Here is a 26,573-nt window from a genome sequence, read left to right on the forward strand (position 1 = left end):
TTGGGCCGGCATGGCGTTATGCCAACGCACTATTTTCGCAAAGGCAACCGGCTCGCAGCTCTTGGCAGATTGCATTACAATTGCCGGACGGCCAACGGGAACGGCGTGGGTTATGGTTCGCCACTCGGGGTCTGTTCCAGGGCAAGCCGTGCAGCGCGCCAGCCGGACAAGTGATGGGCGCGCAGGATTTCGCGCAGAAGTGGGCCTTCCCGCCGGACAAGGGCATCGAGGATCTGCTCGTGTTCGCGCACGGCGCGATCCCAACGGTTCAGATCATTATTGCCGGCAAAGCGGAAGCGTCTGATCCGCGCAGATTCTCCTGCGTAAACCCGGGACAAGGCGGCATTTTGCGCTGCATCGATGATCTTCTGGTGAATTTCCTGGTTCAGATGAAAATATGACATCAACTCGTGGCTTTGGAAGGCCTCGACCATGCGCTCGTGGAGTTGGGTGATTTCTTCGATCGCTTCGGGCGTCGCGCGTCGTGCTGCGCGTTCGGCGCCGATGCTTTCAAGGCCGATCAGTATCTCGATCGAATCCTCCACGGCTTCAAGCGTAAGCGCCACGACGGTCGCGCCGACGTTGGGCCGGATCGACACCAACCCCTCGCCTTCGAGCACCTTGAAGGCTTCGCGCAGGGGCGTGCGCGAAATATTCAATTTCTCAACGAGGATCCGCTCATTGATCCGGCTGCCGGGTTTAAGTTCTCCGCTGACGATCAGGTCGCGGACGTGTTCCGTCACAAAGGCTGAACGCTGCCCGTGGCGCGGTTCGATGATTGGGGACGGAACTGACATGGATACCTCCGATTTCCTGCAATTACCCTTGCACCGCACGAAACTCAAACAAACGTTTGACGTACTTTATTTTGCATGCAATACGCTCGCTAACTGATCAAGTATCATGGATAGTGTGTAATTCCTTCACATATTGCATGCAACTAGATCAAATAATCTGAAAACGACCACCTTTGGCAGGGTCGCGATATACGAACGGAACGCACGGATGAATTATCACACGTATTTCAACCGACAGGGGCGCACGGTCGAGTGTTGCATCATCGGCACCGGCGGATTCGGGCGCAGCTTTCTGGCTCAGGGGCTGGTCGTGCCGGGGTTGTCTGTCCGGGTGGCCGTCGACATTGACGCAGAGATCGCCGCCGAGAGCCTGCACAACGTGGGTATCGAGCAGAGCAATATTCGCATTTGCACCGATATCGAGACGGCCACGCAGGCATGGAAAGACGGCGCCTTTATCGCGGCGGGCAGTTACGAGTTCGTCGCCGCCCTGCCTGTCGAGGTGGTGGTCGAGGCGACCGGCAATCCAGAGGTCGGAGCGCATCACGCCCGCCTTGCAATCAAGGCCGGGCGCCACGTTGCGATGGTTTCGAAAGAGGTCGACAGCGTGGTCGGCCCGGGACTTGCCGCCATGGCGCGCGACGCAGGCGTGATCGTGACGCCGGTGGACGGTGACCAGCCCAGTCTTTTGATCGGGCTTATCACATGGGCCGAGGTTCTGGGCTTCGAAATTGTAGCGGCTGGCAAATCCAGCGAATACGATATGGTCTATGACCGCGACACTGGCGTGATGACCTGTGACGGCGTGGCATTCAACGTGCCCGATTTCGCAGGGCTGGAGCAATTGGGCGATGCCGATTGCGCCGATATGGTTGCCCGCCGCACTGCCGCAACCAAAGCGCTGCCGCAGCGCGCCGTGCCTGATCTGTGCGAAATGACCATCGTTGCCAATTCTTGCCGGATGCTGCCTGACCGCGCCGACCTGCATTGTCCGATCGCCCGTATCGATGAAGTGCCGGCAATCCTTTGTGAAGAAAGCGACGGCGGCATCCTGTCAAAGGCTGGCGTTCTGGACGTATTCCATTGCTTGCGCCGCCCCGATGAAATCAGTTTTGCAGGCGGTGTGTTCGTCATCGTACGCTGCAAACATGCAGAAACATGGGACATGCTGCGCGGCAAGGGTCATGTGGTCAGCCGCAATGGCCGGACTGCGATGATCTATCTGCCGCGGCACCTTTTGGGGATGGAAGCCGCCACCAGCATCTTTGAGGTGGCCCTGAAAGGCGTGTCTTCCGGGGCCGAGATCCTTGAGCACCATGCCGACCTGATTGCCGTCGCCGATCGCGATTTCGAGGCTGGCGCACATCTTACCATGGGCGGGCACCACCATTCGATTGAGGGTGTGTCATCCCGGATCGTCGCCGGAACGCCGCTTGACGCACAGAGTCCGGCGCCATTCTATCTTGCTGCCAATTGCAGCTTGCGGCAGGCGGTGAAAGCCGGACAGCCGATCAGAATGTGCGATCTCAACCTCGACCAAAACAGCGCCCTTCTGAAACTGCGCCAAGAGCAGGATCAGAGATACGCCAAAACCGTTGATGATGCAGTAAATCCAAGGGAGGAAAAACATGCATAATACGATCCGTAGACTTGTTATTGGACCGGTCATGGCCACCATGGCGCTGACCGCGCCCGCGTGGGCCGAAGACAGCTTTCAGCCGCCGAAAATGACGGCTTTTGTGGCGGCGGGTGCCGGTGGCGGAACTGACAATTTTGTCCGCACGATCCAGCCAATGCTGGAAGAGCGTCTAAAAACCAATATGACGGTCATCAATCTGCCTGCTGCTTCGGGCGTTCTGGCGCACCAGCGCACGGCAAACAGCGAGCCGGACGGAACATCGCTTGATTTCGCGTCGACGACATTCATCACCAGCCGTGCGGCAGGTCAGAACCCGGTGGGTCTGGACCAACTGACCCCGGTTGCGCGTATGCAGTCGGACGTGATGATGCTGGTCGTCAATCCTGAAAAATACGACAACCTTGAAGAATTCATGGCCAACGCCCGTGAGAATGGCCAGAAGGTCGTGATCGGCGGAACCCATGCCGCCAGCGTGGACCGGATGGCCTTTCTGGGGCTGAACAAGCAGGCGGAACTCGAGCTCAGCTATATCCCCTACGATAATGAAGGCAGTGCCTCGGCCAGCCTGCTGAGCGGTAATGTCGACGGGATGATGAATGAGATCAGCGCGATTCAAGGCTATATGGAAGCGGGCAGGATGAAGCCGATTCTGGCGTTCTCTGCTGAACGTCTGGACGCCTATCCTGATATCCCGACGACAGCCGAGAATGGCTGGGATCTGACATTCGGCAACGAACGTGGCGTTTTCATCAACGCCCAGACCGACCCTGCAACCATCTCGGCCATCGAAGCCGCGTTCAAGGACATCTTCGACTCCGAGGAATACCAGACCTATGCAAAGCGCTCCAATCTGGACGTGCGGGCCGGCTGGCTTGGAAGCGCGGATTATCGTCAGGCTCTGGAAAAGGACCTGGCCTTCTTCGAAGAGCTGATGGCAGACAACTGATCTGACCCCGAAAGCGCCGCACGTCCGCTTTGCCAAGGCATGGGGGGCGTGCGGCGCCCGTCACCTTGGATCAGGGGCGATATTCTGAATTCGTAAGGCAAAAAAGGAATCACGCGATGACAGCACGTTTGTATGCGTTTGCCATCAGCACCGCCGTGATCGGTCTTTATTTCCTCTGGCAGGCACTGCAATTACCGGGTGGCGCCGAGGTGACCACTCTGATCGGGCCACGCACCTGGCCCCTCGCGATCCTGATCCTCATGCTGGGTCTTGTCGCCGTGATGTTCCTGTTGCTTGCCCGGAAGGGTGCCAGCTATTTCGGAACGTCCGAGGTGCCCGAGGATGCGGTTAACGGCGAGATTGATACCAATGTTGCGACTGTGCACCCCTGGCGGCATGTCGGAGTTTTGGGCCTGACCATAGCCTATACCGTTGCGATGGAGTTCACCGGCTATCTGATTGCGACCGCAGTCTTCGCCGTCGCAGTCAATATAGTTTTGGGCGAACGCAGGCCGCTTCATATTGTGATGACGACTGCCGCCGCCATCGTTCTGGTTGCACTGGTCTTCGACCGCCTGTTGAGCATCCCGCTTCCCTGACAGTTATAGAAAACCCGCTGGAAAGGGTTCGCAATGTTTCAAGATCTTCTCGGGGGCCTCTGGGTTGTTTTGCAGCCCATCAACCTTTTGATCCTCACCTCGGCGGTTCTGATCGGGTTCGTCGGCGGCGCGCTGCCCGGTATCAGCGGCGTGATCCTTGTCGTGATCCTGTTGCCGGTGACCTATTCGATGGAGCCAACCGGGGCTTTCATGCTTCTAACCGCGATCTATGCGTCCAGCGTTTTCTCGGGGCTGATCACGGCGATCCTGTATCGCGCACCCGGCACCCCCGAGGCGGTGATGACGGCAATTGACGGCTATCCGATGACCCAGAAAGGCGAGGCCGGCAAAGCGCTGGGGATCGGAATTCTGTCGTCGGCTATTGGCGGCATGTTCGGCACACTTGTGTTGATATTGGCGACGCCATTTCTGGCCGACATGGCATTGCAGTTCTCGTCACCCGAATTTTTCGCGCTGGCGGTTCTGGGGCTGACGGTTGTGGCATCGCTTGGCGGCAATCTGTTGTTGGGGCTGATCGGGGTCTGCATCGGATTGATGATCGCATCCGTTGGGATCGATCCGCTGACCGGAACGATCCGGTTCACCTTTGGCAGTCTGCACTTGATGGGTGGGGTCAACCTGATCCCGGTGATCATCGGTCTTTTCGCCATCTCTGAAGTGCTCAAACGCTGTCAGGAAGGGGATATCCACCTGACCAGCAAATCCTTCAAGATCAAGATATTCGACTGGCCGGTCATTCGTCAGATCCGGACGACGATCGTCCGCTCGTCCATCCTCGGCACGGTGATCGGCATTCTGCCCGGCATCGGCGCATCGACCGCAGCGATGGTCAGCTACAGCGAGACAGTGCGCTGGTCAAAGGATCGCAGCCGCTTTGGCAAGGGCGCCCCCGAAGGAATTGCCGCGCCCGAGGCCGCCAATAACGCCGCCGCCATGGGCGCGCTGGTACCTCTGTTTGCGCTGGGGATTCCCGGTTCGGGCACCACTGCGGTGATCTTGGGGGCCTTCATCGTCCATGGTCTGACCCCCGGGCCGACCTTCATGTCTGGCAATAATGAACTGATCTATGCGGTGTTCGTCGGTCTTATGATGGTCAACGTGATGATCCTGGTGTTCTCCAAACCGTTCATTGCCGTCCTGTCCAAGCTTTTGGATGTGCCCTATTCGGTGCTGGGCCCGATCATCGTGATCTGTTGCGTGGTGGGCACCTATTCCGTGCAGAATTCGATGATGGACGTCTGGCTTATGCTGGGGTTCGGAGTGGCGGGGTTCTTGTTGGAAAAGATCGGTTTTCCGCTGGTGGCGATCATCCTTGGCGTCGTTCTTGGCCCCATCGCGGAAAGCGAATTGCGTCGCTCACTGGCACTGTCACAAGGCGATCTGTCGATCTTCGTGACCCGCCCGATCAGCGCAGTTCTGCTTTTGATTGCCTTCGTGTTGGTCACCGTGACAATAGTGGCGCCAATTCTGCGCCGCAAACGTGCGCGGCGCGATGAAACAGCGTAAGCGGATCTGAGGATGTTTGACATGATGCCAAATCGTAAATCGAAAACCGTGTTGAATGCTCGGGGTCACAGAACATGAAGCTTGGCTGTATCGGTGACGATTTTACCGGGTCTTCGGATCTTGCGAATATGCTGGCGAAAGAGGGAATGCGGGTGACGCAGTTCACCGGCGTGCCGGACGGCCCCGCCCCTGACAGTGTTGATGCGGGTGTTGTCGCCTTGAAATCGCGCACAATCCCGGTGGAACAGGCCGTGCGCCTGTCGCTTGAGGCGCTGGAATGGTTGCAGGCGCAGGGCTGCACGCAGTTCTTTTTCAAATATTGTTCCACTTTCGATTCCACCAAAGAAGGCAATATCGGCCCGGTGATCGATGCGTTGATGGAGAGGCTCGGTGCCTCTTCGGTCATCGTATGTCCGGCGTTCCCCGCGGCGGGCCGCTCGGTCTATCAGGGGCACCTGTTCGTCAACGACACGCTGCTGTCGGAAAGCGGGATGGAGCATCACCCCCTGACCCCGATGACGGACCCCGACATCCGCAGATGGTTGGCGCACCAGACCGGTCACGGCGTGGGCCATGTGCCTGCCACTGTGGTGTTCGAGGGTCCGGAAGCGATTGCAAAAGCAATCACCGCCGAGACGACAGCGGGCCGTCCGATCATCGTTGTGGATGCGATCCGCGACGCGGATCTGCGCCAGATCGGTGCGGCGGTAAAGGAACTGCCGCTTATTACCGGAGGTTCAGGCATTGCCTTGGGTCTTCCGGCCAACCTGATGTCCAGAACAGAACTGGCAGCGCCCGACACAAACTGGACAGGGCTGCAGGGCCCGGGTGCGATAATCGCCGGTTCGGCCTCGCGGATGACCCGGGCACAGGTTGCCCGCTGGTCTGAAAACCACCCGTCTTACGAGATCACGGCCGAACAGGTGATGGAGCAACAGATCACGCCCGAAGACGCCGCCCGCTTTGCGTTGGACGCGCAATCCACGGCGCTCATCTATTCATCTGCCGATCCTGAAACCGTCAAGGCGGCGCAAGAAAGATTTGGCCGCGAGGCAGTCGCCGGCAAGCTGGAGGAATTTTTTGCAGAAACCGCCCGGCAATTGGTCGCCGGTGGCGTCAAGCGGCTTGTCACTGCAGGCGGCGAGACATCCGGCGCAGTGGTCGAGGGCCTGAAGATCAAGGCGCTCCGCATCGGCCCTGAGATCGCACCGGGCGTTCCCGCAGTCGCCGATCAAGGGCGTGATCTGGTGCTGGCGTTGAAATCCGGCAATTTCGGTGATGAAGACTTCTTCGAGAAGGCGCTTGCCGTTCTGGAGGGGAAGTCGTGAGTGAGATCAACAAGCTGCGCGAATCCGTCTGTATGTTCGCGCGGTCGCTCCACGGGCGGGGGCTGACCCATGGGTCGACCGGAAACATCTCTGCCCGCACACCCGATGGCGGGCTGCTGGTGACGCCGACGGGCACATCCTTCATGACGCTGGATCCGGCAAGGCTCAGCCGCTTCGACGCTGACATGAACCTTGTGGAAGGCGACGCACCCACCAAGGAAATGCCGCTGCACAGCGCGTTCTACGAGTCTCGCTCGACCACCGGGGCGATCGTTCACCTGCACTCCTGCCACTCGGTCGCGCTCTCGATGATGCCCGACGCGGACGAGGATGACTTTCTGCCGCGATTGACGCCCTATCCGATCATGCAGCTCGGTCGGGTAAAACTGCTGCCCTATTTCATGCCGGGTGATCAGGCGATCGGCGACGCAATTCGCGGCTTGGCGGGCAAACGTGCGGCGGTGATGTTGGCCAATCACGGGCCGGTTGTCGCGGGCAAAACTCTGGAGGCGGCCGTCAATGCGATCGAGGAGCTTGAGGCTTCGGCCCAGCTTGCCATGATGACACGCGGCCTGAACCCCCGTGGGCTTTCCGACGATCAGGTCACGACATTGGTAAAAACCTTCAACGTCGCGTGGGACAGCTAGTCTTCCGGGTTTTCTCAATCGCCAGCCATCTCGTCGTCACCTCGAAAACTGGATAGACCTTACCCTGACGATGAACCACTCCAGTCAATCCAATTCAGTCACATGAAGCGCGAGTTCCAGGTCTCGATATAGCGGTTTTTAGCCGGGATCAGGTGTTCGCGGCAAAGCCGGACCAGCGTGTCGCGATCTCCGCGCCGCATCGCGTCGATCATCGCCAGATGCGCCCCGGCAGCCCAGTCCTGATAGCTGCGGTCACTGGCCAGAATCGAACGATATGCGTGGGACTTCTGTGCATGCGTATCGATCGCCGCAATCAGGGCCGGGTTGCCGCAGAGTCCGAAAAGGTGGCGGTGAAATTCAAGGTTGGTTCGGAATGTTTCGCGATGCAGACCTGCATCGATTGCGGCGACATGCCGTGCCTCGATTTCCGAAAGATTGGCGAGCTCGTCGTCCGGCACCGGAAGCGCCACCAGTGACGCCGCGTGGCCTTCAAGCACATCGCGCACGGCGTTGATGTCCTCGACTTCCTGCGCACTGTAGAAACGGACGACCGCACCGCGGTTTCGAACCCTCTCAACCAGGCCGAGGCGCTCAAGATCCATGATCGCTTGCCGTACGAGATGACGTTTGACCTTAAAACGGGCGGCCAGGTCCTCTTCTATCAGTCGTTCGCGCGGTTGAAGCCGGCCAAGAACGATGTCCTCTTCGAGAGCGGCCGCGACGGCGGAACTGGCGTCTTCACCGGTCAGCCTGATCTCGGATTGCTTTGCCTCGCCGAACATTTCGATGTCATTCCTCTTTGTCTTCGCCATCACGCCTGACACATCGCTTGTGGCCCCCTGTGCTGATTGTCAATCGACCGGGCCGCAGTGCCCGGGGATCTATGTCATTCACCGGTGCTGCCGCCGATGTTATCATCCGCAGCTTTGGCGTTGCGGTTTGGCCTTCTGATCAACTTTGAGAGCGAACCGAAAAACGGCGTCGCCTGCAACATCGACAGGAGTGCAAATATCAGAAGGACCGCTGAAATCGGATTTTGCAGGAAGATGCCGTAGCTGCCTCCGCCGATCAACAGGGACTGCTGCAAGGTCGTGTCAAGGATCGGACCCAGGATCAGGCCGATCACCAGCGGTGGCGTCGGGATGCGGAAGCTGTCGAAGGCCAGTCCGATCATGCCAAAGGTGATCATCAGCCCGATGTCGAAGATCGAGTTGTTGATCGCGTAAGAGCCGATGACTGACAGCACCACAATGACCGGGCCCACCACTCGGTTGGGCACGCGGGTGACGATGACGCAGACCCGGGTGAACATCAGGCCGACAAAGAACAGCGCCACATTGGCAAACAGCACCGCCCAGAGCAGCGTATAGGTGACGTCGCCATGCTCGGTCATCAGCGATGGCCCCGGCAGGATACCATGGACCATCAGACCGCCCATAAGCACCGCTGTCGAAGACGAACCGGGAATGCCAAGCGCGATGGTCGGGATCAATGCGCCGCCCACCACGGCGTTGTTGGCCGCCTCGGGCGCAACGATGCCAGCAGGGCAGCCGGTGCCGAATTCGGCCTTGTTCTTTGCGAACCGCTTTGCCTCGTTATAGGCAAACCATGACGCCGTGTCGCCGCCCGTCCCCGGGATCAGGCCGACGAAAATCCCGATCAAGCCGGACCGCACACCATTGGGAAACAGCGTGCGGAACTCGCTAAAGGTCGGCAGCATTCGGTCGCTTACCTGCGATACGCTGGCCGCGGCGTTGGCATCGCCCTTGGCGATCAGCCGGACCGCCTGGGGGATCGAGAACAGCCCGATCAGGGCCACGGTGAAATCAATCCCGCCGAAAAGGTTCAACTGGTCAAAGGTGAAGCGCGGCGTTCCGGTTGTCAGGTCCATCCCCACCATCGCCAGAAGCAGGCCGATGGCGCCGGACAAAAGCCCCAGAACGGGCGAACCCTGCGAGAGCGACCCGATTATCGTGATCCCGAGCACTGCGACCGCGAAGATCTCGACCGGGCCGAAATTCAAGACGATCCGTCCCAAAAGCGGCGCGACAGTCAGAAGCACCACAGAAGACATGATGCCGCCGATCAGCGACGCGGTCAGCGACAGTCCGAGCGCCCTGCCCGCCTGTCCTTTCTGCGCCATTGGATAGCCGTCGATCACGGTGGCGGCGGCCGCTGGCGTGCCGGGCGTTCGCAGCAGGATCGCGGCAATCGATCCGCCATACATTGCCGCGAGATAAAGCGAGGCAAGCATCGCCAACCCGGTTTCGGGCTTGAGCGAATAGGTCAGCGGTAAAAGCAGGGCGATGGCCATCGTCGCCGACAGCCCCGGCATCGCACCGATGAACATCCCGATCATCGTTCCCGCCAATATCGCGAGAAGGTTCGATGGCTCGACGACGTTGGCGAGCCCCACCATAAGCAAGGATTCGTTCATCTGGTGCCCTCAGAAAACTGGAAAAAGCGGAATGGACAATCTCAGAAACCAGAAGAAGACCAGCCAGATGAACACAGTCACCGTGCCCGCCGTCGCAATGGCAGCAACTCGTCCGATGGGGCGCAATATGAGAAACGGGATCAGCATGAACAGCGGCGTCGCGATCAGATAACCGACCATGTTGATGCTCAGCGCGTAGATCAGGATCAGCGCGAGAAAGGCGCCTCCGATGCCGACGGCCCGCCAGTCCGGCGCGGGAAAGACAACCAGCGTTCCGGCAGCGCGCTGTCGGCGCCAGTCGAAAAGCACCTGCACGATGGCAAGGCAGGCCAGCAACACAACCACCCATCCGATCAGATCGGGAAGCCGCGCGGCGGTTTTGGGATAGTTCACCGTCTGACTGCGGAACACCGCGACAAGCAGGATCGCGGATAGCGAAACGAATATCTGTCCCATCTTGTCGCCTCCTATCGTTATTGCCGGTCCGGCGGGGTAGCGCGCCCCCGCCGAACCGGTACTGATCATTTGGTCTCGGTCATTTGGTCTCGATTACTTGGCCTGAACCTCGTCTTTGATCTCAGCCCAGATGACGCGATATTCGTCTTCCTGACGTTTCAGCATGGCGGTATAATCATCGCCAGCCACGAAATCGATGTTCAGCGCCTGCTCTTTTGCCGCCTTCTGGAACGCCGGGTCATCCATCACGCGCTGCATGGCGGCGATCATTGCCTCACGGTCTTTTTCTGGGAAATCGCCGGGGCCGCTATAGCCACGCGACGAACCCGCGACGAGATCATAGCCCAGTTCGGTGGCCGTGGGCACGTCAGGTAGCTCTGGCAGCCGCTCTTCGGAAAAGACGGCCAAGGCGCGCAGATTGCCCTCTTTGATCTGCTGATAGGTCACGCCGACATTGGTAAAGCTGGCGTCGATCTTGCCGCCCATGGCCGCAGTCCACGACGGGCCGTCACCCTGGAACGGAACCTTCTGGAGCTGGACCCCTGCCGCCTTTTCGAATTGCAGTGAGGTAAAGTAATCGTCTCCGCCAACGCCCGAGTTGCCCACGGTCACCGTCGAGGGTGCTGCTTCGGCTGCCGCCACGAAATCGGCGAAGGTCTGGAACGGGCTGTCGGCTGCGACCACGGCGATGCCGGGGTCTGTAACGATGTTGGCGATCGGTGTGATCTCGTCCAGCGTATAGGTGATGGAAGGATTCATGATGTAGTTCGTCGTCAGCATCGGCGTATTGGTGATGCTGATCGTCGATCCGTCCTTCGGCGCCTGTTTGGCCAGACGAGTCCATGCGATGGCCCCCGTCGCGCCGGGAATGTATTGATTAACGAAGTTGACACCAAGCTGTTCGGCCAGGAAAGGCTGTACCAACTGGGCCAGAGCATCCGACCCGCCGCCAGCCTTGAAGCCCTGCATGACCGAGACTTCTTTCTGACTATAGCCGCTGTCCTGAGCGTGAACCGCGCCTACGACGGCGGTTGTGGCGACCAGCGCCGTGATAAGTGTCATTCTCATAATGAACCTCCCGATTTCAATTCCCAGCACTCCTCCAAGCGCATCGTGCTGTACTATTCACACCGAGACCAATTCTGTCAAACATATTGTTGACAATACTGGGCGATTTCGTGTCATCTGAATCCTGACGCTCAAGAATAGGAGAATTTACGATGTCCGATGAAAATCGCGGCCTGAAGCAAGGATTGACCAGTTACGGCGATGCGGGGTTCTCGCTTTTTCTGCGCAAGGCGTTCATCAAGGGCATGGGGTATTCCGACGATGCGCTGGAACGGCCGATCATCGGCGTCGTCGACACTTTCAGCGGCTATAATGCCTGCCACGCCAACGTTCCCGATCTGATCGAGGCGGTGAAACGCGGTGTGATGCTTGCAGGTGCCCTGCCGGTGCCGTTTCCGACGATTTCGATCCACGAATCTTTCTCGCACCCGACCTCGATGTACTTGCGAAACCTGATGTCGATGGACACCGAAGAAATGATCCGCGCCCAGCCGATGGATGCTGTCGTTCTGATCGGCGGCTGCGACAAGACAGTACCGGCACAGCTTATGGGTGCACTCAGCGCGAATATCCCGGCCATCCAGCTTGTCACGGGACCGATGCTGACCGGAAGCCACCGTGGCGAACGCGTCGGCGCCTGCACCGATTGCCGCCGGTTCTGGGGTCGCTACCGCGCCGACGAAATCGACGATCAGGAAATTGCCGAGGTCAACAATCAACTGGTGCCCGGAGCAGGCACATGCGGCGTGATGGGGACAGCCTCGACCATGGCACTGGTCACCGAAGCACTTGGAATGATGTTGCCCGGTGGCGCCACTGCCCCAGCTGTCTCGTCCGACCGGCGCCGGATTGCCGAAGCCACAGGTGCCTGCGCCGTTGCGATGGCGCGTGACGACCGCAAACCTAGCGGGATCATGACGCAACACGCCTTCGAGAATGCACTGACTGTACTTCTGGCCACTGGTGGGTCGACCAACGGTATCGTGCATCTGGCCGCGATGGCGGGCCGGGCCGGTCTGTCGCTTGATCTTGATGCCTTTGACCGCATTGGCCGCAAGGTGCCGGTGCTGGTCGATCTCAAACCCTCAGGCCAGCACTATATGCAGGATCTTCACAATGCGGGCGGGTTGGTGACGATCCTGCGCGCGATCCGCGAGCATCTTCATCTGGATTGCGTCACAGTCACTGGACGGACGCTGGGCGAAGAGATCGACGCCGCGCCTGCCAGCTTTGAGCAGGCAATCGTCGCACCGGTCTCTGCGCCGATCTATCCAGAGGGCGGTATGGCCGTCGTGCGCGGCAACCTCGCCCCCGGTGGCGCAATCGTGAAACAGTCGGCGGCCAGTCCAGACCTCATGCGGCATCGCGGTCGCGCCGTCGTCTTTACCTCGGTCGAGGATATGGCGGAACGGGTCGACGCATCCGACCTCGACGTGACCGGCGATGACATTCTGGTGCTGCAAAATGCCGGTCCGAAGGGCGCGCCGGGCATGCCCGAGGCCGGGTATATGCCGATCCCGCGCAAGCTCGCCCGCGCCGGGATCAAGGATATGGTGCGGATATCGGATGCGCGGATGAGCGGTACAGCTTCGGGCACCATCGTGTTGCACGTCACGCCCGAAGCCAGTGACGGCGGACCGCTGGCGCTGGTGCGCGACGGCGACATGATCGAACTTGACGTTGCAAAGCGGAGCCTGACGCTGGATGTCGCCGAAGATGAACTTGAGCGGCGCCGGGGTGAGATCGTACCGCGCCAACATGCAGGGTCGGATCGCGGGCATCTGAAATTGTTTCTCGACTCGGTGCTGCAGGCTGACCAGGGCTGCGATTTCAATTTCCTCGTGCCGGTCGCTGTCGGAAAAGTTCCCGTTACGGAGGGTTGAGCGACCCCACCACGCATTGCTTCATGCGTGGTGCCCGCTGCCACGCGACGACATCATGCTCGTCGCGTGGCAGGACATAACTCTGATAACGCCCCGTAAAATCACCAAATCAAATGCGGTGATCGCCAGCGAATGACACCCGTTCCCGGTGAAGTCTGATACTCAGAACGAGCGGCGTGAAGTGTCGGGCATTACCAAAAGATCACGGGTCATTTCAGACAGATCGCCGATACCCAAAAGCGCCATGTTCCGGTCGATTTCGGCCGACAGGATATCCATCGCATACCGTACACCGGGTTTGCCGGCGACTGCGGCGGCGTACAACATCGGGCGTCCGACAAAGACGAACTGCGCCCCGAGTGCCAGCGCCTTCAGAACGTCCGTGCCACGCCGCACGCCACTGTCGAGCATCACCGTCATATCGCCCGCGGCTTCGACAACCTTTGGCAAAGCCGAGATCGCAGAGACCGCGCCATCGAGTTGCCGCCCGCCATGGTTCGAGACGATGATACCGTCGCAGCCAATAGCGCGGGCGCGTTCGGCATCTTTTGGCGACAGAACACCCTTCAGGACAAAATTACCTTTCCAGCGGGCACGGGCGGCTTCCACGTGATCCCAGCGAAGCTGTTCGCGCCCCGAGAATGACCGCACCAGATCACGCGCAAGGATCGGTGGGCCGCGATCCACATCAAGATTTTCGAAATGCGGCATGCCATGTGTCCGCAGGGTCTTGAACGCGGTGCCCAAAAGCCAGGCGGGATGTGTCGCCCCCTGCCAGGCAAGCTTTGGTGTCGGTTTCAGCGGCGTCGCGAACCCATTTCGCAAGTCGGTTTCGCGGTTGCCATTCACTGCGACGTCCACGGTGATGACCAATGTGTCGAACCCGGCGCGGGCGATCCGGTCGGTCATGCCTAGTACGCGTTCTTCGTCGCCCGGAAAATAGGCCTGAAACCACCGGCTCTGCGCCTGTTCGGCGACCCGTTCCAGCGATGTCAGCGAGGTCGCGCTCATCATTGCGAGGGTTCCGCAATCGGCGGCGGCCTGTGCCAGAACGACATCGCCGTCATAGGCAGCCAGCGCGCTTAAACCCATCGGCGCGATTCCGAAGGGCCGATCATATTCTTTGCCAAAGATGACAGTTTTCTGGGACCGCCCGATATGACCCCGCAGCGAATTGGGCACAAAGCCAATCGCGGCGAAGTCCGAGAGATTGGCGGAATGGCTTCGCCCCGACTCGGCCGTCCCCGCGACATAGTCAAAGATCGGCTTTGGCAGGTGACGCCGCGCGGCGGCCTCGAAATCATCCAGTGAAAAGGCCCGGCGCAGCCTGCGGGGGGCTGATGCCTTCATCCGCTTGGATACGGCGGGCTCAAAGCGGGGCGCCGATGCCTCATTAACTTCAGTTTGCGACGGCATTGCAGATTCCTTCACTTTTTGATCGCTCCGGTGTTAAGCTTCGCGCAACCCCGGTCGCGACGTCGGTCACGATCTTGCGCCCAGATTCAAAAGAACCTTGCGGACAATTTCAGTCCCGACCCGTTCCAACCCGCCATTCGTCGAAGCGCCAAGGTGCGGCAGTGCGAGAAAACCGGGCTGTTGCAAAAGCGGATTGTCCGGCTCAGGTGGCTCTGTCGCAAAGACATCCGATGCCGCGCCGGCAAGATGCCCAGAGGCAAGAGCGTCGGCCAGCGCAGCCTCATCGACGATCCCGCCACGCGCGCAATTCACGAGATACGCGCCCTTTGGCATCGACGACAGCGCATCGGCATTGATGATATTCCTCGTGGCCGGCAAAAGCGGCATGTGCAAAAACACAATCTCGCTTTGACGCAGCAAAGCGTCCAGACTGTCGACGCGCGCCACCCCCGGCACCGGCAGATCACCTGTCAGGTTTCGCGTATAGGTTGCCGTCGACGTCCCGAAGCCATTCACAAGGCGCCGGGCGACCGCCTGCCCCACGGCACCGAAGCCCGCAATTCCGGCCTCCAACTCGCCCAGATCCCAACCGACACGAAGCGCCGGATCGACCGCTCTGCCCTCACGCATCGCAAGCGTGATCGGCAGGATGTTTCGAATGAGCGACAGGGCAAAACCAATTGCAAGGTCAGCCACGGCTTCCGCGTTCGCCCCGGGCGTTGTTTCGACCGCGATACCCCGTGCCGCAGCGGCTTCCACATCAATGGCATCAACCCCGACGCCATGCTTGCCGATCACCTTGAGGTTCGGACAGGCCGCGATTTCTGCACCGCTCAGCGGGCGAATGCGTACGATCACCGCATCACAGGCCGACGGGAACGGGTCCGCCTCCGTCAGAATATCCGCCGATTGCCGCAATAACTCAATCGCATTGGGATGAATCGTGCCAAGCACATGGACAAGCGGACGCGCGGTCATACCCAATGCAACCGCCCAAAACGACGCGCAAAAGCCCGGGTCGCATCTGTACAATCGTCTGAACGTTTCGCAATCACATCCTGCTCCCCCACTTTGGCCACCGATATGCTTGAAATATCGTTATCAATATTGTTGACAAAGCTCTAGCAAAAAATTGTGAGATGCCGTTGGATCCAGAGTGCTCTCAAAAAGCCAATAGAACCCTGCCGCCCAACCACCTGCCGGATCTGTCCATCGCACCGGCTGAATTCGTCAAAGGGTTGCGGCTGCAAGCCAGCGTCATAGTGACGCCCGGACCGAATTCAGCCCGGACGCGCCAATTCCGCCAAGGTGCCTGACGCGGAAACTCAGACGCTCACAGAACTTCGTTTCTGCCCCTGACAACGGCGGCAGAGCGCCACACCTGCCACCATTTCACCGTCGCAGCAGTGCCCGTCGGACATCACGGGCCATAGAAGATCCCCACCAGCCAGAGCGGAACCGCAGGAACGTAGGTGACGAGCAACAGCACCGCAACCAGCACTCCGATGAACGGCAGGTTGGTGCGGGTTGTCGCCCACACGTCCGTCTTGGCAATCGAGCAGGCGGTGATCAGCACGCTGGCAACCGGCGGTGTCTGCTGACCCAGCGCGATGTTCAACGTGAGCAGGATGCCGAAATGCACCGGGTCGATCCCCATCTCATGGACCAGCGGCATGAAGACCGGCACCGTGAGGATAATCGCCGCGGCCCCATGCAGGACCATGCCGACGCCAAGCAGGAAGACGTTGATGATCAGCAGCACCGCGATCTTGTTGGTGGTGATCGTGGTGATCCCCTCGGCCAGCCGTTGTGGCAACTCGGTCTCGGTGAGGTAGAGCCCGAGAACAGCCGAGGCCGCGACCAGAAGCATCACAACCGCAGTCTGACTTACCCCGTCCACCAGCGCGTCATAAAGTTTGCGCGCGTTCAACTCGCGATAGGCGAAAGTGCCGATCAGCAGGGCCGCCAGCACCGCGATTCCGGCGCCTTCTGTGGCGGTGACGATCCCGCCGAAGATACCGCCAAGGATGATGATCGGCAAAAGCAGCGCCCAGCCGGCGCTTTTGAAGGTCGTCCAGACCCGGCACAGATTAAATGCCTCTTCCCGCGGCAGGTCATAGCGGACGGCGAAATACCAGCTCAGCGCCATCAGGCCCGCCGCACCCAGAAGGCCCGGTATGATACCGGCGACGAAAAGCTGCACGATCGAGGTGTCGGAAAGCGCACCGTAAAGGATCATCGGAATCGACGGTGGAATGATGATTGCCAGCGAGGCCGAGGAAGAGGTGATCGCGGCAGCAAAACGCGGCGAATACCCCCGCTTCTTCATCGCCGGGATCAGGATCGAACCTGTTGCGGCCACGTCGGCCACCGCCGAGCCCGAGATTTCGGCGAAGAACAGCGAGACGCCGACATTCACCATGGCCAGACCGCCACGCACGAAACCGATCAGCGAGGATACGAAATCGATCAGGCGGGTCGAGATTCCGCCGGTGTTCATCAGTGCCCCTGCCAGAACGAACAGCGGGATCGCGATCAGCGGAAAACTTGTCGCGCCGTCATAAAGCGACAGCGCCCCGTTCAGAAACCCGAGGGAGCCGTGCAGCAACCACACCCCCAGCAGCGCCGAGCCAAGGATCGCAACGGCGATGGGCACGCCGATCGCAATCATCAGGAACATCGAAAAAATGATCATCGCTTCGGTCATGGCTGACGCCCCTGCTTCAGTTCAGCTTCAGCGCGCGCGATTTCATGTGCGATTTCCTGCGCTTCGGGGTCTAGCCCGGCATACACGTCGCGCAAACGCGCGGGTATGGTCAGCAGCCTCCCCAGAACCATCAGCGCGGCGCTGACTGGCAGGATTCCCTGCACGAACCAACGCGGCACGAAGCGCACTGTCGTCATCATCTCGTTGCCGAAAATACCCAGGATCAGCCAGCCCGACCATGTGACGATGGCAAAGATGGCGATAAAGATCGTCTCGCCCGTCCAGAACAGGACAAGGCGACCGCCGGTCGGCAGGCCGAACAGCAATCCGTTGAACCCAAGGTGCGCATTGCGCAGCGTCGCCAGTGCGGCCCCCAGAAAGGTGATCCAGGCCAGCAGGACCACGGCAACTTCGTCATACCAGATCAGCGATTCGCCCGAGTATCGGAAGGCGACCCCGGCAAGGATCACGCAGGTCAGGGCGACAATCAGGGAAAGCGTCACGACTTGCAAAACCATGTCGAGCGCGCGGGAAACTATTGAAATCATTACAGTTGCCTGTTTAGGACGGACGGAGCGACGCCATTTAAGGCGCCGCCCCTGCCCATTATGAGCCGTCAGCCAGCGACAGGGCCTGATCGATCATTGCCTGACCGTTCTCGACCTCTTCCGCGAACTTTTCGTACAGCGGCTTGGACGCTTCGACAAATGCAGCGCGGTCGGTCTCGTTGACCTCCATGCCACCGTCCGTCAGCGTCTTCAGAAGCGTGCTGTCCTGCGCTTCGCCCTGCTCACGCGCCCACAGGGCGACTTCGGTAGCGGTTTCGGCCAGCACGGTCTGGATCTCGGGGTCCAGCTTTTCAAACGCGGCGATCCCAACAGTGGGATAGGCCGGAGAATAGACGTGGCCCGACATCGACAGGTACTTCTGAACTTCGTTCAGTTTGCCACCGGCGATATTGGTCAACGGGTTTTCCTGCCCGTCGATGACGCCGGTCTGCAGGGCGACGAACACTTCGGAAAATGACATCGGCGTCGGGTTGGCGCCGTATTCCTTGAACATCGCAACCCGCCAGCTGGAGTTTGGCGTGCGGATTTTCAGCCCGTCCAGATCGGCGGGCGTGACGATGGGGCGTTCATTGTTGGTTATCTGGCGAAAGCCGTTTTCCCAGATCGCCAGCGGGCGGTATCCCTGTGCCTCGGCGGCCGGAACCAGAACGTCCTTGAACAGCGTTTCGTCGATCCGCGCCAGATGCGCGCGGTCCTTGATCATGAACGGCAGATCAAAGATCGCGTATTCTGGTGCGATTTCCGGCATGGTCGAAGACGGCAAGGTGATGGTCATCGTCCCCAGCTTGATTTTCTGGAGCATGTCCTTGTCTTTGCCAAGCTGGCTGTCGGCAAAGACCTTGACGACGGCCTTGTCGCCCAGCTTTTCATTGGCACGACGGGCGAATTCGCTCGCCGTCTGCTCTTGAAGCGATCCATTCGCAGCGGAAAGACCAAAGATGATCTCTTGCTGTGCGATGGCCGGTCCCGCGACTGCGAGGGTGGCCAGAGCAAAAACAGTATGTCGTAGTTTCATGTTATCTCCTCCCAAAAGATATTCGAAGCCTGTGAAATTTTAGCTCCAGTCGTCCGTGCCAGCGCGTATCCGCCCGATCAGGGCAGGAAGGGCGCGGCGAAGTTCGCCGTGATCTTCGGTCCCGGTTGTTTCTTTCTGGTGCGCGAGCAAGGCCAGCTTACGGCCCAGCCGCACGGCGTTGAACGTCGCGCCGGTGTCGGCCTTGCCCTGCCCCGCAATGTCATAGGCGGTGCCGTGGGCCGGGGTGACGATCGGAAACGGATATCCGGCGATCAGCGTGACGCCCCGATCGAACCCGAGAAGCTTCATCGCGATCTGCCCCTGATCGTGGAACATCGTCAAAACCGCATCGAACTCACCCTTGATGGCCCGCACGAACACCGTATCGGACGGCACCGGTCCCGTCACAGACATCTGTTCGTTTCGCGCACGTTCAACGGCGGGCGCGATGATATCGTCATCCTCGGTCCCGAAATTGCGCCCATCTCCGGCATGGGGGTTCAACGCGGCGACGCCGATGCGTGGCCGCTCGAATCCCGCGCCCTTCATGATCTGCGTGGTCAGTTTCAGGCTTTCATAGATCCGATCCGTGCTCAGCGCGTCCGCCACTTCACGCAGCGGGATATGCGAGGTCACCCGGGCATTCCAAACTTCGTCAAGGACATTGAATTCGCGCCCGGACTGCTCCGCACTGATGGTCGCGTTGATAAAGCCGATTTCGTCGACATAATCAGGCTGCGCAAGGCGCATTGCGTGCTTGTTGAACGGCGTAAAGAACACCAGATCGGCAAGGCCCGCTTGGGCAATCGCCAGTGCCGTGCGGAAATTCTGGACCGACCCGCGGCCCCCGGCAGCACTCGCCTCGCCCATCGGCACATCGGCAGGGTCGCAGTTGCCCATATCCAGCAGAACCGACCCTTGCGGAAGGTCGTCCAAAGTATCCGCCGAAACCCGGGGCAGATTCAGTTCGATGCCAGCCTGCGCGCAGCCAAGCTCCAGCACACGAGCGTCGCCGATCACGATCATTTCCCCCGCTTCGATTGCAGGGTCGGCAAGGACCTTGGCAGTCAGCTCAGGTGAAACACCTGCTGCATCGCCGATGGCGAACGCTATCTTCATAGGACCTCACGAATATCGAGAACAGATTATCTGATCTGGATATTATATACAAAATCGAAACGTTCAAGTAAAAGATGTGAATTCTTCGAAGCGAACGCTAGTATCTGAGCATGGAGTACCCTGATGACTGACCCTGACATGCAGACCGACACGGATCATCCACTGGCCGTTCGCAAGGAAACGCTGCACGATCAGGTGGCCAGCCGGGTGCGCGACCTGATTATTGAGGGTGTGCTTGAACCCGGAAGCCGGATCGATGAAACCACGCTGCTGAGCCAGCTTGGCGTCTCGCGCACGCCCTTCCGGGAATCCCTGCGCACACTTGCCGCCGAAGGCCTGATCGTCATCCGGCCCTCACGCGGCAGTCAGGTGCGCAAACTCAGCCCGTTGGAAGTGCATTCCATGCTGGAGGTTCTGGCGCATCTGGAGGGGTTGATCGGGCGGCTGGCTTGCGAGCGGGCTTCGGATGCCGAAATCAAGGGTATGCTGGACCTGCACCGCCGGATGATAGCCTTTTACGAATCCCGCAATCGGCTTCCCTATTACAAGCTCAATCAGGAGTTCCACAGCCGGCTGGCCGCCCTAAGCGGCAATCCGACTCTGGTCGAGATTCAGGCCAACATTCAGGCGCGTCTCAAACGGATTCGGTTCATGGGGAACGCCACGCCCGAACATTGGGCAAATGCGGTGTCGGAACATGAGGAAATGATCTCGGCCCTGAAATCAAGGGACGGTCCGCGGCTTTCATCCGTCATGGAGCGTCACCTCGTGAACACCTGGGAGAGGGTGCAGGACAGCCTCTGAGCAGCCCGCGCTGGCGAAGCCTTACGCAGGACCGGGCGCCGCAGCTTCAAGGTTAGGCGCTCGGGACAGTTCCTGCGCGGCCAATGGTTCAGCTATTGCATCGCCATTTGGAGCTGTGCCCGAATCAACGTGATGCCCCGAATGGGGTCGTTTCAGAGGCTGCCGATGGCAGAGCGATCGGCAGCACCCCCCGAGCATGCAAGCAAACCGGCGAGATCGGTCGCGCCGGTGAAATTATCGCCAGTGCAGCCCTGAACAGTCAGCGCTTACACCTCGCCCGGCAGCTTCAGACCGACATTGCGGGCATAAACCTTGGCCACCGCCGCATCGTCTTCGCCGCCAAGCCCCTGATCGGCGGCGGCTTTGAACTGCTGTAGGGCGGCCGCCGTGATCGGCGCGCTGAATTTGGCGGATTTGGCAATATCCAGAACGATGTTCAGGTCTTTGGGCCAGATGTTGATTGAACTGCGCGGCGTGTAATCGCCATCCACGATATGAGGTGCGCGGTTTTCCAGCATCCAGCTGGTACCGGCGCACTTTGAAATCACCTCGACAAATTTGTCGGGGGTGACGCCCTGGGTCATACCAAAGGTCAGCGCTTCGGCCATGACAGCGATATGCACGCCCGCCAAAAGCTGATTGACCGCCTTCATCGCCGAGCCTGCTCCGGCGGCGTCGCCCAGTTCAAATACGGTCTCAGCGGTCGCATCCAGCACGCCGCGCGCCGCCTTGAACGCCTTGGGCGTGCCGGATGCCATGATCGACAGCGCACCCTGTGCGGCCTTGAGTGCCCCGCCGGATATCGGTGCGTCAAGGTAATGCACCCCGTGTTCGCCGCAGCGCGCCTGCATCGCCCTTGCGAATTCGGGCGGTACCGTCGCACAAGCGATGACCACCGTACCCGGCTTCATCCCCGGCACGACGCCCGCCTCGCCAAACAGCACTGCTTCGGTCTGCTGGGCGTTCAGCACGACAATCGCAACGGCGTCCAGCTCGCCCACGACATCGGACAGGTTGCCGGTGCTGCCCCCTTCTGCCGCAAACCGGGCCATGGCCGCCGCGTTGATATCCACCCCATAGGTGTGATGCCCTGCGCGCAGAACCGACTGCGCCATGCCATAACCCATGGAGCCAAGACCAATAACAGCGATGTTTTGAGAAGCAGACATAGGGCATCTTTCATTCAGGGAGAGTGGATTTGCCCATAAGGTGTTTCAGCAGGGACCAAAGAACAACCGCAATCGTGAGAGCAACAGAAATGACAGCTATCGGACGCTCCCGAGCACCGATCGGGTTCAACTGAGCCTGGGATCAACCCTTGACGGATGGTGGTGGCGAGCGTGACGCCGGGCCCACGGTATGCCTCACAGTGATCGCGCCCAGCCGCGGGCGCATAGACTTGGTTTAGTCGCTACGCTCATCCCCGTTTGAGCTGACACGCAGAACATCGGCGACGTTTTCCCTGTTCCTATACTCTGGCATAACATCCGAGATGGATATCAAGGCAGCCGCGTGGGTATCCCGAACTTTTCGCCAACTATCAGCACAAGGCCTTGATCAAGCGTCAAATTTCCGAACTGCCGCGCTTCGCCGCCCGACAGCCAACCCGGGGATGAATCCGGTCCCACCCTGCAAGCGGGTGCGCGTTTTCAGTCCGGTTCTGGCAAAAAGCGAACCTGGGACACACCGTGATTTTCTGCGGCCCGCATCCGCTCGCGCTGGAGCCCGCGGATCTGGCGCATTACCGTCAGCGCGCCGATCCACAGCAACATGTGGAACAGCACGAAGGGTTTGTAGAAATCGGCCTCGGCAAAGATGCGGATCGTGACGGCGGCAGCTTGGCACAGAAAGAAAATCGCCGGAATCGTACCCAGCGTCATCGCACCACGCAGAGTCCAGCCAAGGGCCCAGACCATCGCCACAAACGTCATCCCAAGCCCGATCAGCCCCTGGTGCACGGCAATCTCGTAAAAACTGTTGTGGAAGTTGAAGGTGGTGCGCGAACCCTTATAGAAATCCTCGTGGATTTTTCGGATCAGCGGCGATTCGTCATAGCGCCAGAACCCGCCGGACCCGACGCCCAAAAGCGGTTCTTCACGGATCTGATCCTCGGCATAGGTCCAGAGCACGGTGCGTCCGGTCATCGACCGATCCTTGCCAAGCGCGTCAAGCGTCGAGCCGACCACATCACCCAGCGGATTGGCGAGAACCCAGGCGGCCAGCCCGGTGACTGCCGCCAAGGCGATGCAGATCGCGGCCAGCCGGAGCGGACGCAACCATTTGCCCAACAGCACCGGCGACGCCAATAGAACCCCGCCCGCCGTCGCTGCGGCAAGGACGATGGCGGTCGCCGATTGGCTTTTAAAGATCAAAAACAGGCTGAGCGTGGCAAGCACTGCGCCGATGCTGCGGAACTTGCGCGGCGCACCCCGGTCCAGTGTGATGGCGACGGCCGCAGTCCACAGGATCACCATATTGGTACCCAGCATGTTTTTGTGCGGAAACAGACCCGGCACCATCTGCCCCGTACCCAATCCATAAAGAACGTTGAGCACCGCTACGGTGCCGGTTGCCGCAAGAACCGAATAGAGGATCTGGCGTGGTTCAAGCGAGAGCACGATCACATAACAGATCACCATGGTCAGCATCAGATACACCGAGGTCTTGAACGCGATCATTGGTTCTACCGCCCAAAGCGGTGAGATCATGCTCCACAGCGGCAACAACATGATCGGCAGCGATCGGGCCATGAGCCACGCCATCTCGGTCCGGCGCTGCCACGCGCGCACCGCGAAATAGAGCGCCAGCGGATACAGCAAAAGCTCGTCACCGCGAAACTGCACAAAGGTCACGAGGATCCATAGTGTCACGGCAACGGCGTCACACTGCTTTACGGCGATCCGCAGAACCAAGCCACGGGGCTCGGAGGGAGCCGCTCCAATCCCTGTTTGAATGTCGGGCGTGATCGTCATGCGCTTCTTCCGTCTTGAAATTCCGGCTTGTCGGGCTCGGCAGGCTTTCGGCAGGTTGTTGGCGACGCGGCGGTCTTCTGCTGTATATCGTAGACAGGACTTTATACTATTTCTACCATCCGGTCGCGTGGAGACGTTTTCGGTCGGGCGCGAAACAACTTTTACAGAAGGACATTCCAACACGATGGTCGAATTGTCTTTCCCTTTCGCGACCTGCCGGTGCTGCCGATGCTGATTGATGGCCATGTACATCTTTATCCCGGTGTCGATCGCGGAGCTTTTTTATCCGCCGCTGCGCACAATCTGGCGACGGCCGGACGGCGGGCGGGACTGAACACGGAGCCTTTCGCGCTTTTGCTGACCGAAACGCCGCGCGAAACCGGGTTTGACGATCTGACTGCCGGGCGTGATGTACCGCTGGGCTGGCGCGTGGAACTGTTGCCCGACGATCCGCTGGCGATCCGGCTGCACGGCCCCGACACGCAAGCTCTGGTGCTGGTGGCAGGGCGGCAGATCGTCAGCGCCGAACGGCTTGAGGTGCTGGCAATCGGATATCGCGGCGCTGCTCTGGATGGTCAGCCGCTGGATGACGTACTTCGGACACTTCGCGCCGAGGGACGGCCCGCGATCCTACCTTGGGGTGCGGGAAAGTGGTTGGGCGCACGCGGCGCGCGGATTGCCGCGCTGGTCTCGGATGGCCTGCCGACGGGAGTGTTTCTTGGCGACAACGGCGGGCGTCCCTTGGGCTGGCCCGCGCCGGGGGTCTTTGCCGCTGCCGGTCTTGTTCTGCCGGGCAGCGATCCTTTGCCGGTTTTCGGTGCCTGGCGGGATGTCGGGCGCTATGGTTTTCACCTTTCGGACGCAATCGATCCGGCGCGCCCGGCCCGGTCGATCCTGTCCGCGCTGTTGGCCCTCCGGCATCAGCCGACGATCATCGGGCGGCGCGTCGCCCTGCCCGGGTTTGTCGCCCGCCAGATCCGGCTGCGCGTTTCATGAGCGGACTTAATCGTGCCTCGCTGGCCACGCTTTCGGCACATCCCTACGATGTCCTTGTCGTCGGCGGCGGGATCTATGGTGCCATGGCCGCGCGCGAGTCGAGCTTGCGCGGCCACCGCACCGCCCTGGTCGAGCGGGGCGATTTCGGCGCTGGCACTTCGTTCAATTCCCTCAAGATCGTGCACGGTGGCATTCGCTATGTGCAACATCTCGACGTGATGCGGCTGCGGGCTTCGGCGCGGGAACGTGCGTTCTGGCGTCATGTCGCGCCTGATCTGGTGCAGCCGCTGGATTTCACCGTTCCGCTGACCGGATTCGGGATCAAGGGGCCAGTGGCCTTCGCGGCGGCGGCGGCGCTTTATACTGCGCTGTCCACGGGATTGCGCGGGCCGGACTTTGGCGGAACGGGCGTGATCAGCGCGGCGGCAGCGCAGCGACATCTTGGCGGCTTTGCACCCAAAGGGTTGACCGGCGGCGGCGTCTGGCGTGACGGACAGATCCAGGACACCGGGCGGTTGCAGATCGCCGTGCTTTCGGCAGCGGCGCGGACGGGGACGGACATCGCCAACCACATGGCGGTCGATGGGTTTGTGCACCGTCGCGGTCGGATCGAAGGTGCCGCCGTGACCGACCGTATCACCGGCGAATCGGGCGAGATTTCGGCCCGTGTCGTGTTGTCCTGCACGGGCGAAGCGGCCGGATCGCTGGCCTCCCCGGTGCTGACATCCGATGCGCGTGCCAGGTTTCCGGCCTTTGCGCGCGCTCTCAACATCGTCGTGCGCCGACAGATCGGCAACCGGGCGCTGGGGATCGTTGGCTGCGAAGGGTCCGATGCCGTTATCGACCGGGGCGGTCGGATGTATTTCCTCACGCCTTGGGCCGGGTTGACGGTGATCGGAACCCACGAGGCGCCCCTCCCCGGCCCCGATATTGATCCCGACACCGCTGTCGCCGATTTCCTGGACATCCTGAATCGCGCCTGTCCGGATCTGGCCCTGACGATGCAGGACGTGTTGCACGTCTATGACGGCATGATCCCGGCAGATGTGGACGATGACCGGAACCACGCAGTGCGCCGCCGGACCGCGGGAACGCTTCTGGATCACGCGTCCGACGGAGCGGCAGGTTTGGTCAGCGTGATCGGGGTGAAATATACCACTGCACGTTCCATCGCTGCCCGCGCGATGGATACCGCGGAAAGGCATCTGGGCGGCGACGTATCAGCAAGGGTCCGGCGGCGCAGCCTGACCGAAAAGCTGCCGCAAGTTGCCTCTGCATTGGTCGATCCGGACGATTGCGCCGCGTTGGCCGCCCGTATGGAATACGCAATGCGCCAGGAAATGGCGATGACGCTAGAGGATGCGGTAATGCGGCGGATGCCACTTGTCGAGACGGGAGCCCTTTTGGGGCCGGACGGACCGGCCCGGTGCGAACGCCTGAAAAAGATCGCGCGGACGCTTGGTTTGCCGGGTGATTCGTTCATGTCCTGACACACCGCGCAAAAGGCAAAGTGGTGCCCCTGCCGCAGATATGGTTCTGGCTTAAGGGAGAATGCGCCATTTGAAATGCAATCCCCGCGTGAAACTGGCAATGATTAAGGCGTAATTGCGGCATTTTTCTCGACAAAACGCTTTACCGAAGGTTAACA

At 60.3% G+C, this 26,573-nt stretch carries 23 protein-coding genes; 10 read left to right on the forward strand and 13 right to left on the reverse strand.

Going from position 1 to position 26,573, the window contains the following annotated elements; genetic code table 11:
* Window positions 1–110 precede the first annotated feature (110 nt).
* Window positions 111–797 (reverse strand): GntR family transcriptional regulator, encoded by a 687-nt coding sequence (locus FQ320_RS08290; RefSeq protein ID WP_148471249.1) that lies wholly within the window; start codon window positions 795–797, stop codon window positions 111–113.
* Between the two features lie 208 nt (window positions 798–1,005).
* Between FQ320_RS08290 and FQ320_RS08295 the strand changes: the two genes are divergently transcribed.
* From FQ320_RS08295 to FQ320_RS08320, 6 genes are all read left to right on the forward strand, one after another.
* Window positions 1,006–2,433 carry an NAD(P)H-dependent oxidoreductase gene (locus FQ320_RS08295; protein ID WP_148471250.1) on the forward strand — a complete coding sequence of 476 codons (1,428 nt, stop codon included), beginning with the start codon at window positions 1,006–1,008 and terminating at the stop codon, window positions 2,431–2,433.
* Complete coding sequence (locus tag FQ320_RS08300) at window positions 2,426–3,382, forward strand: tripartite tricarboxylate transporter substrate binding protein (RefSeq protein ID WP_148471251.1); 957 nt, start codon at window positions 2,426–2,428, stop codon at window positions 3,380–3,382. Before FQ320_RS08295 ends, FQ320_RS08300 begins: the two co-directional genes overlap by 8 nt.
* A 116-nt stretch (window positions 3,383–3,498) precedes the next feature.
* Window positions 3,499–3,981, forward strand: a complete 483-nt coding sequence (locus FQ320_RS08305; RefSeq protein WP_148471252.1) for a tripartite tricarboxylate transporter TctB family protein — start codon at window positions 3,499–3,501, stop codon at window positions 3,979–3,981.
* A 33-nt stretch (window positions 3,982–4,014) separates the two neighbouring features.
* The gene (locus FQ320_RS08310) at window positions 4,015–5,508 is read left to right on the forward strand and encodes a tripartite tricarboxylate transporter permease (protein ID WP_148471253.1); all 1,494 of its coding nucleotides are present in this window, start codon (window positions 4,015–4,017) and stop codon (window positions 5,506–5,508) included.
* A 74-nt stretch (window positions 5,509–5,582) separates the two neighbouring features.
* Window positions 5,583–6,836, forward strand: coding sequence for a 3-oxo-tetronate kinase (gene otnK, locus FQ320_RS08315; RefSeq protein ID WP_148471254.1), 1,254 nt, complete (start codon window positions 5,583–5,585; stop codon window positions 6,834–6,836).
* Window positions 6,833–7,483 (forward strand): aldolase, encoded by a 651-nt coding sequence (locus tag FQ320_RS08320; protein ID WP_148471255.1) that lies wholly within the window; start codon window positions 6,833–6,835, stop codon window positions 7,481–7,483. The genes otnK and FQ320_RS08320 overlap by 4 nt, the downstream gene beginning before the upstream one ends.
* A 98-nt stretch (window positions 7,484–7,581) precedes the next feature.
* On the opposite strand, the gene FQ320_RS08325 is transcribed toward FQ320_RS08320, so the two are convergent.
* From FQ320_RS08325 to FQ320_RS08340, 4 genes are all read right to left on the reverse strand, one after another.
* The gene (locus FQ320_RS08325) at window positions 7,582–8,295 is read right to left on the reverse strand and encodes a GntR family transcriptional regulator (RefSeq protein ID WP_222861582.1); all 714 of its coding nucleotides are present in this window, start codon (window positions 8,293–8,295) and stop codon (window positions 7,582–7,584) included.
* Window positions 8,296–8,369: 74 nt separating this feature from the next.
* Window positions 8,370–9,920 (reverse strand): tripartite tricarboxylate transporter permease, encoded by a 1,551-nt coding sequence (locus FQ320_RS08330; protein WP_148471256.1) that lies wholly within the window; start codon window positions 9,918–9,920, stop codon window positions 8,370–8,372.
* Window positions 9,921–9,929: 9 nt separating this feature from the next.
* Window positions 9,930–10,376, reverse strand: coding sequence for a tripartite tricarboxylate transporter TctB family protein (locus tag FQ320_RS08335; RefSeq protein WP_187393826.1), 447 nt, complete (start codon window positions 10,374–10,376; stop codon window positions 9,930–9,932).
* 93 nt (window positions 10,377–10,469) lie between these two features.
* On the reverse strand, window positions 10,470–11,444 hold the full coding sequence (locus tag FQ320_RS08340; protein WP_222861583.1) for a tripartite tricarboxylate transporter substrate binding protein: 975 nt from the start codon (window positions 11,442–11,444) through the stop codon (window positions 10,470–10,472).
* 152 nt (window positions 11,445–11,596) lie between these two features.
* Between FQ320_RS08340 and FQ320_RS08345 the strand changes: the two genes are divergently transcribed.
* Window positions 11,597–13,327, forward strand: coding sequence for an IlvD/Edd family dehydratase (locus tag FQ320_RS08345; RefSeq protein ID WP_148471258.1), 1,731 nt, complete (start codon window positions 11,597–11,599; stop codon window positions 13,325–13,327).
* A 162-nt stretch (window positions 13,328–13,489) separates the two neighbouring features.
* Here FQ320_RS08345 and FQ320_RS08350 read toward each other — a convergent pair whose 3' ends face one another.
* The 6 genes from FQ320_RS08350 to FQ320_RS08375 all read right to left on the reverse strand — a co-directional run bounded on the left by FQ320_RS08350 (window position 13,490) and on the right by FQ320_RS08375 (window position 20,153).
* Window positions 13,490–14,743, reverse strand: a complete 1,254-nt coding sequence (locus FQ320_RS08350) for an alpha-hydroxy acid oxidase (protein ID WP_255509424.1) — start codon at window positions 14,741–14,743, stop codon at window positions 13,490–13,492.
* A 66-nt stretch (window positions 14,744–14,809) separates the two neighbouring features.
* On the reverse strand, window positions 14,810–15,721 hold the full coding sequence (locus FQ320_RS08355; protein WP_148471259.1) for an NAD(P)-dependent oxidoreductase: 912 nt from the start codon (window positions 15,719–15,721) through the stop codon (window positions 14,810–14,812).
* A gap of 442 nt (window positions 15,722–16,163) precedes the next feature.
* Window positions 16,164–17,450 (reverse strand): TRAP transporter large permease, encoded by a 1,287-nt coding sequence (locus FQ320_RS08360; protein WP_148471260.1) that lies wholly within the window; start codon window positions 17,448–17,450, stop codon window positions 16,164–16,166.
* A complete protein-coding gene (locus tag FQ320_RS08365; protein ID WP_222861584.1) occupies window positions 17,447–17,998 on the reverse strand; it encodes a TRAP transporter small permease in 552 nt (183 codons plus the stop codon). The genes FQ320_RS08360 and FQ320_RS08365 overlap by 4 nt, the downstream gene beginning before the upstream one ends.
* A 58-nt stretch (window positions 17,999–18,056) precedes the next feature.
* Entirely contained in the window at window positions 18,057–19,034 is a 978-nt protein-coding gene (locus tag FQ320_RS08370) for a TRAP transporter substrate-binding protein (RefSeq protein ID WP_148471261.1), read from the reverse strand.
* Between the two features lie 39 nt (window positions 19,035–19,073).
* Entirely contained in the window at window positions 19,074–20,153 is a 1,080-nt protein-coding gene (locus FQ320_RS08375; RefSeq protein ID WP_148471262.1) for a 4-hydroxythreonine-4-phosphate dehydrogenase PdxA, read from the reverse strand.
* A 123-nt stretch (window positions 20,154–20,276) separates the two neighbouring features.
* Between FQ320_RS08375 and FQ320_RS08380 the strand changes: the two genes are divergently transcribed.
* A complete protein-coding gene (locus FQ320_RS08380) occupies window positions 20,277–20,957 on the forward strand; it encodes a GntR family transcriptional regulator (RefSeq protein WP_222861585.1) in 681 nt (226 codons plus the stop codon).
* Between the two features lie 266 nt (window positions 20,958–21,223).
* Here the strand turns inward: FQ320_RS08380 and ltnD are convergent, their stop codons facing one another.
* Both ltnD and FQ320_RS08390 read right to left on the reverse strand, forming a co-directional pair.
* On the reverse strand, window positions 21,224–22,126 hold the full coding sequence (ltnD, locus tag FQ320_RS08385) for an L-threonate dehydrogenase (protein WP_148471263.1): 903 nt from the start codon (window positions 22,124–22,126) through the stop codon (window positions 21,224–21,226).
* 480 nt (window positions 22,127–22,606) lie between these two features.
* Complete coding sequence (locus FQ320_RS08390; RefSeq protein ID WP_187393828.1) at window positions 22,607–23,929, reverse strand: O-antigen ligase; 1,323 nt, start codon at window positions 23,927–23,929, stop codon at window positions 22,607–22,609.
* 228 nt (window positions 23,930–24,157) lie between these two features.
* Between FQ320_RS08390 and FQ320_RS08395 the strand changes: the two genes are divergently transcribed.
* Window positions 24,158–24,925, forward strand: coding sequence for a hypothetical protein (locus tag FQ320_RS08395; protein ID WP_148471265.1), 768 nt, complete (start codon window positions 24,158–24,160; stop codon window positions 24,923–24,925).
* Entirely contained in the window at window positions 24,922–26,415 is a 1,494-nt protein-coding gene (locus FQ320_RS08400; RefSeq protein WP_148471266.1) for an FAD-dependent oxidoreductase, read from the forward strand. Before FQ320_RS08395 ends, FQ320_RS08400 begins: the two co-directional genes overlap by 4 nt.
* The last annotated feature ends 158 nt before the right edge of the window (window positions 26,416–26,573 follow it).

The organism is Oceaniovalibus sp. ACAM 378 (assembly GCF_008085915.1).
Classification (GTDB): Bacteria; Pseudomonadota; Alphaproteobacteria; order Rhodobacterales; family Rhodobacteraceae; genus Oceaniglobus.

Excerpts from the sequence above, each read along its gene's own strand:
- FQ320_RS08345 (WP_148471258.1), top strand. The coding sequence starts at position 11,597 with ATGTCCGATGAAAATCGCGGCCTGAAGCAAGGATTGACCAGTTACGGC.
- FQ320_RS08290 (WP_148471249.1), bottom strand. The coding sequence starts at position 797 with ATGTCAGTTCCGTCCCCAATCATCGAACCGCGCCACGGGCAGCGTTCA.
- FQ320_RS08340 (WP_222861583.1), bottom strand. The coding sequence starts at position 11,444 with ATGAGAATGACACTTATCACGGCGCTGGTCGCCACAACCGCCGTCGTA.
- FQ320_RS08305 (WP_148471252.1), top strand. The coding sequence starts at position 3,499 with ATGACAGCACGTTTGTATGCGTTTGCCATCAGCACCGCCGTGATCGGT.
- otnK (WP_148471254.1), top strand. The coding sequence starts at position 5,583 with ATGAAGCTTGGCTGTATCGGTGACGATTTTACCGGGTCTTCGGATCTT.
- ltnD (WP_148471263.1), bottom strand. The coding sequence starts at position 22,126 with ATGTCTGCTTCTCAAAACATCGCTGTTATTGGTCTTGGCTCCATGGGT.
- FQ320_RS08395 (WP_148471265.1), top strand. The coding sequence starts at position 24,158 with ATGCTGATTGATGGCCATGTACATCTTTATCCCGGTGTCGATCGCGGA.
- FQ320_RS08360 (WP_148471260.1), bottom strand. The coding sequence starts at position 17,450 with ATGACCGAAGCGATGATCATTTTTTCGATGTTCCTGATGATTGCGATC.
- FQ320_RS08325 (WP_222861582.1), bottom strand. The coding sequence starts at position 8,295 with ATGGCGAAGACAAAGAGGAATGACATCGAAATGTTCGGCGAGGCAAAG.
- FQ320_RS08310 (WP_148471253.1), top strand. The coding sequence starts at position 4,015 with ATGTTTCAAGATCTTCTCGGGGGCCTCTGGGTTGTTTTGCAGCCCATC.
- FQ320_RS08335 (WP_187393826.1), bottom strand. The coding sequence starts at position 10,376 with ATGGGACAGATATTCGTTTCGCTATCCGCGATCCTGCTTGTCGCGGTG.
- FQ320_RS08375 (WP_148471262.1), bottom strand. The coding sequence starts at position 20,153 with ATGAAGATAGCGTTCGCCATCGGCGATGCAGCAGGTGTTTCACCTGAG.
- FQ320_RS08400 (WP_148471266.1), top strand. The coding sequence starts at position 24,922 with ATGAGCGGACTTAATCGTGCCTCGCTGGCCACGCTTTCGGCACATCCC.
- FQ320_RS08330 (WP_148471256.1), bottom strand. The coding sequence starts at position 9,920 with ATGAACGAATCCTTGCTTATGGTGGGGCTCGCCAACGTCGTCGAGCCA.
- FQ320_RS08390 (WP_187393828.1), bottom strand. The coding sequence starts at position 23,929 with ATGACGATCACGCCCGACATTCAAACAGGGATTGGAGCGGCTCCCTCC.
- FQ320_RS08350 (WP_255509424.1), bottom strand. The coding sequence starts at position 14,743 with ATGCCGTCGCAAACTGAAGTTAATGAGGCATCGGCGCCCCGCTTTGAG.
- FQ320_RS08380 (WP_222861585.1), top strand. The coding sequence starts at position 20,277 with ATGACTGACCCTGACATGCAGACCGACACGGATCATCCACTGGCCGTT.
- FQ320_RS08370 (WP_148471261.1), bottom strand. The coding sequence starts at position 19,034 with ATGAAACTACGACATACTGTTTTTGCTCTGGCCACCCTCGCAGTCGCG.
- FQ320_RS08365 (WP_222861584.1), bottom strand. The coding sequence starts at position 17,998 with ATGATTTCAATAGTTTCCCGCGCGCTCGACATGGTTTTGCAAGTCGTG.
- FQ320_RS08295 (WP_148471250.1), top strand. The coding sequence starts at position 1,006 with ATGAATTATCACACGTATTTCAACCGACAGGGGCGCACGGTCGAGTGT.
- FQ320_RS08355 (WP_148471259.1), bottom strand. The coding sequence starts at position 15,721 with ATGACCGCGCGTCCGCTTGTCCATGTGCTTGGCACGATTCATCCCAAT.
- FQ320_RS08300 (WP_148471251.1), top strand. The coding sequence starts at position 2,426 with ATGCATAATACGATCCGTAGACTTGTTATTGGACCGGTCATGGCCACC.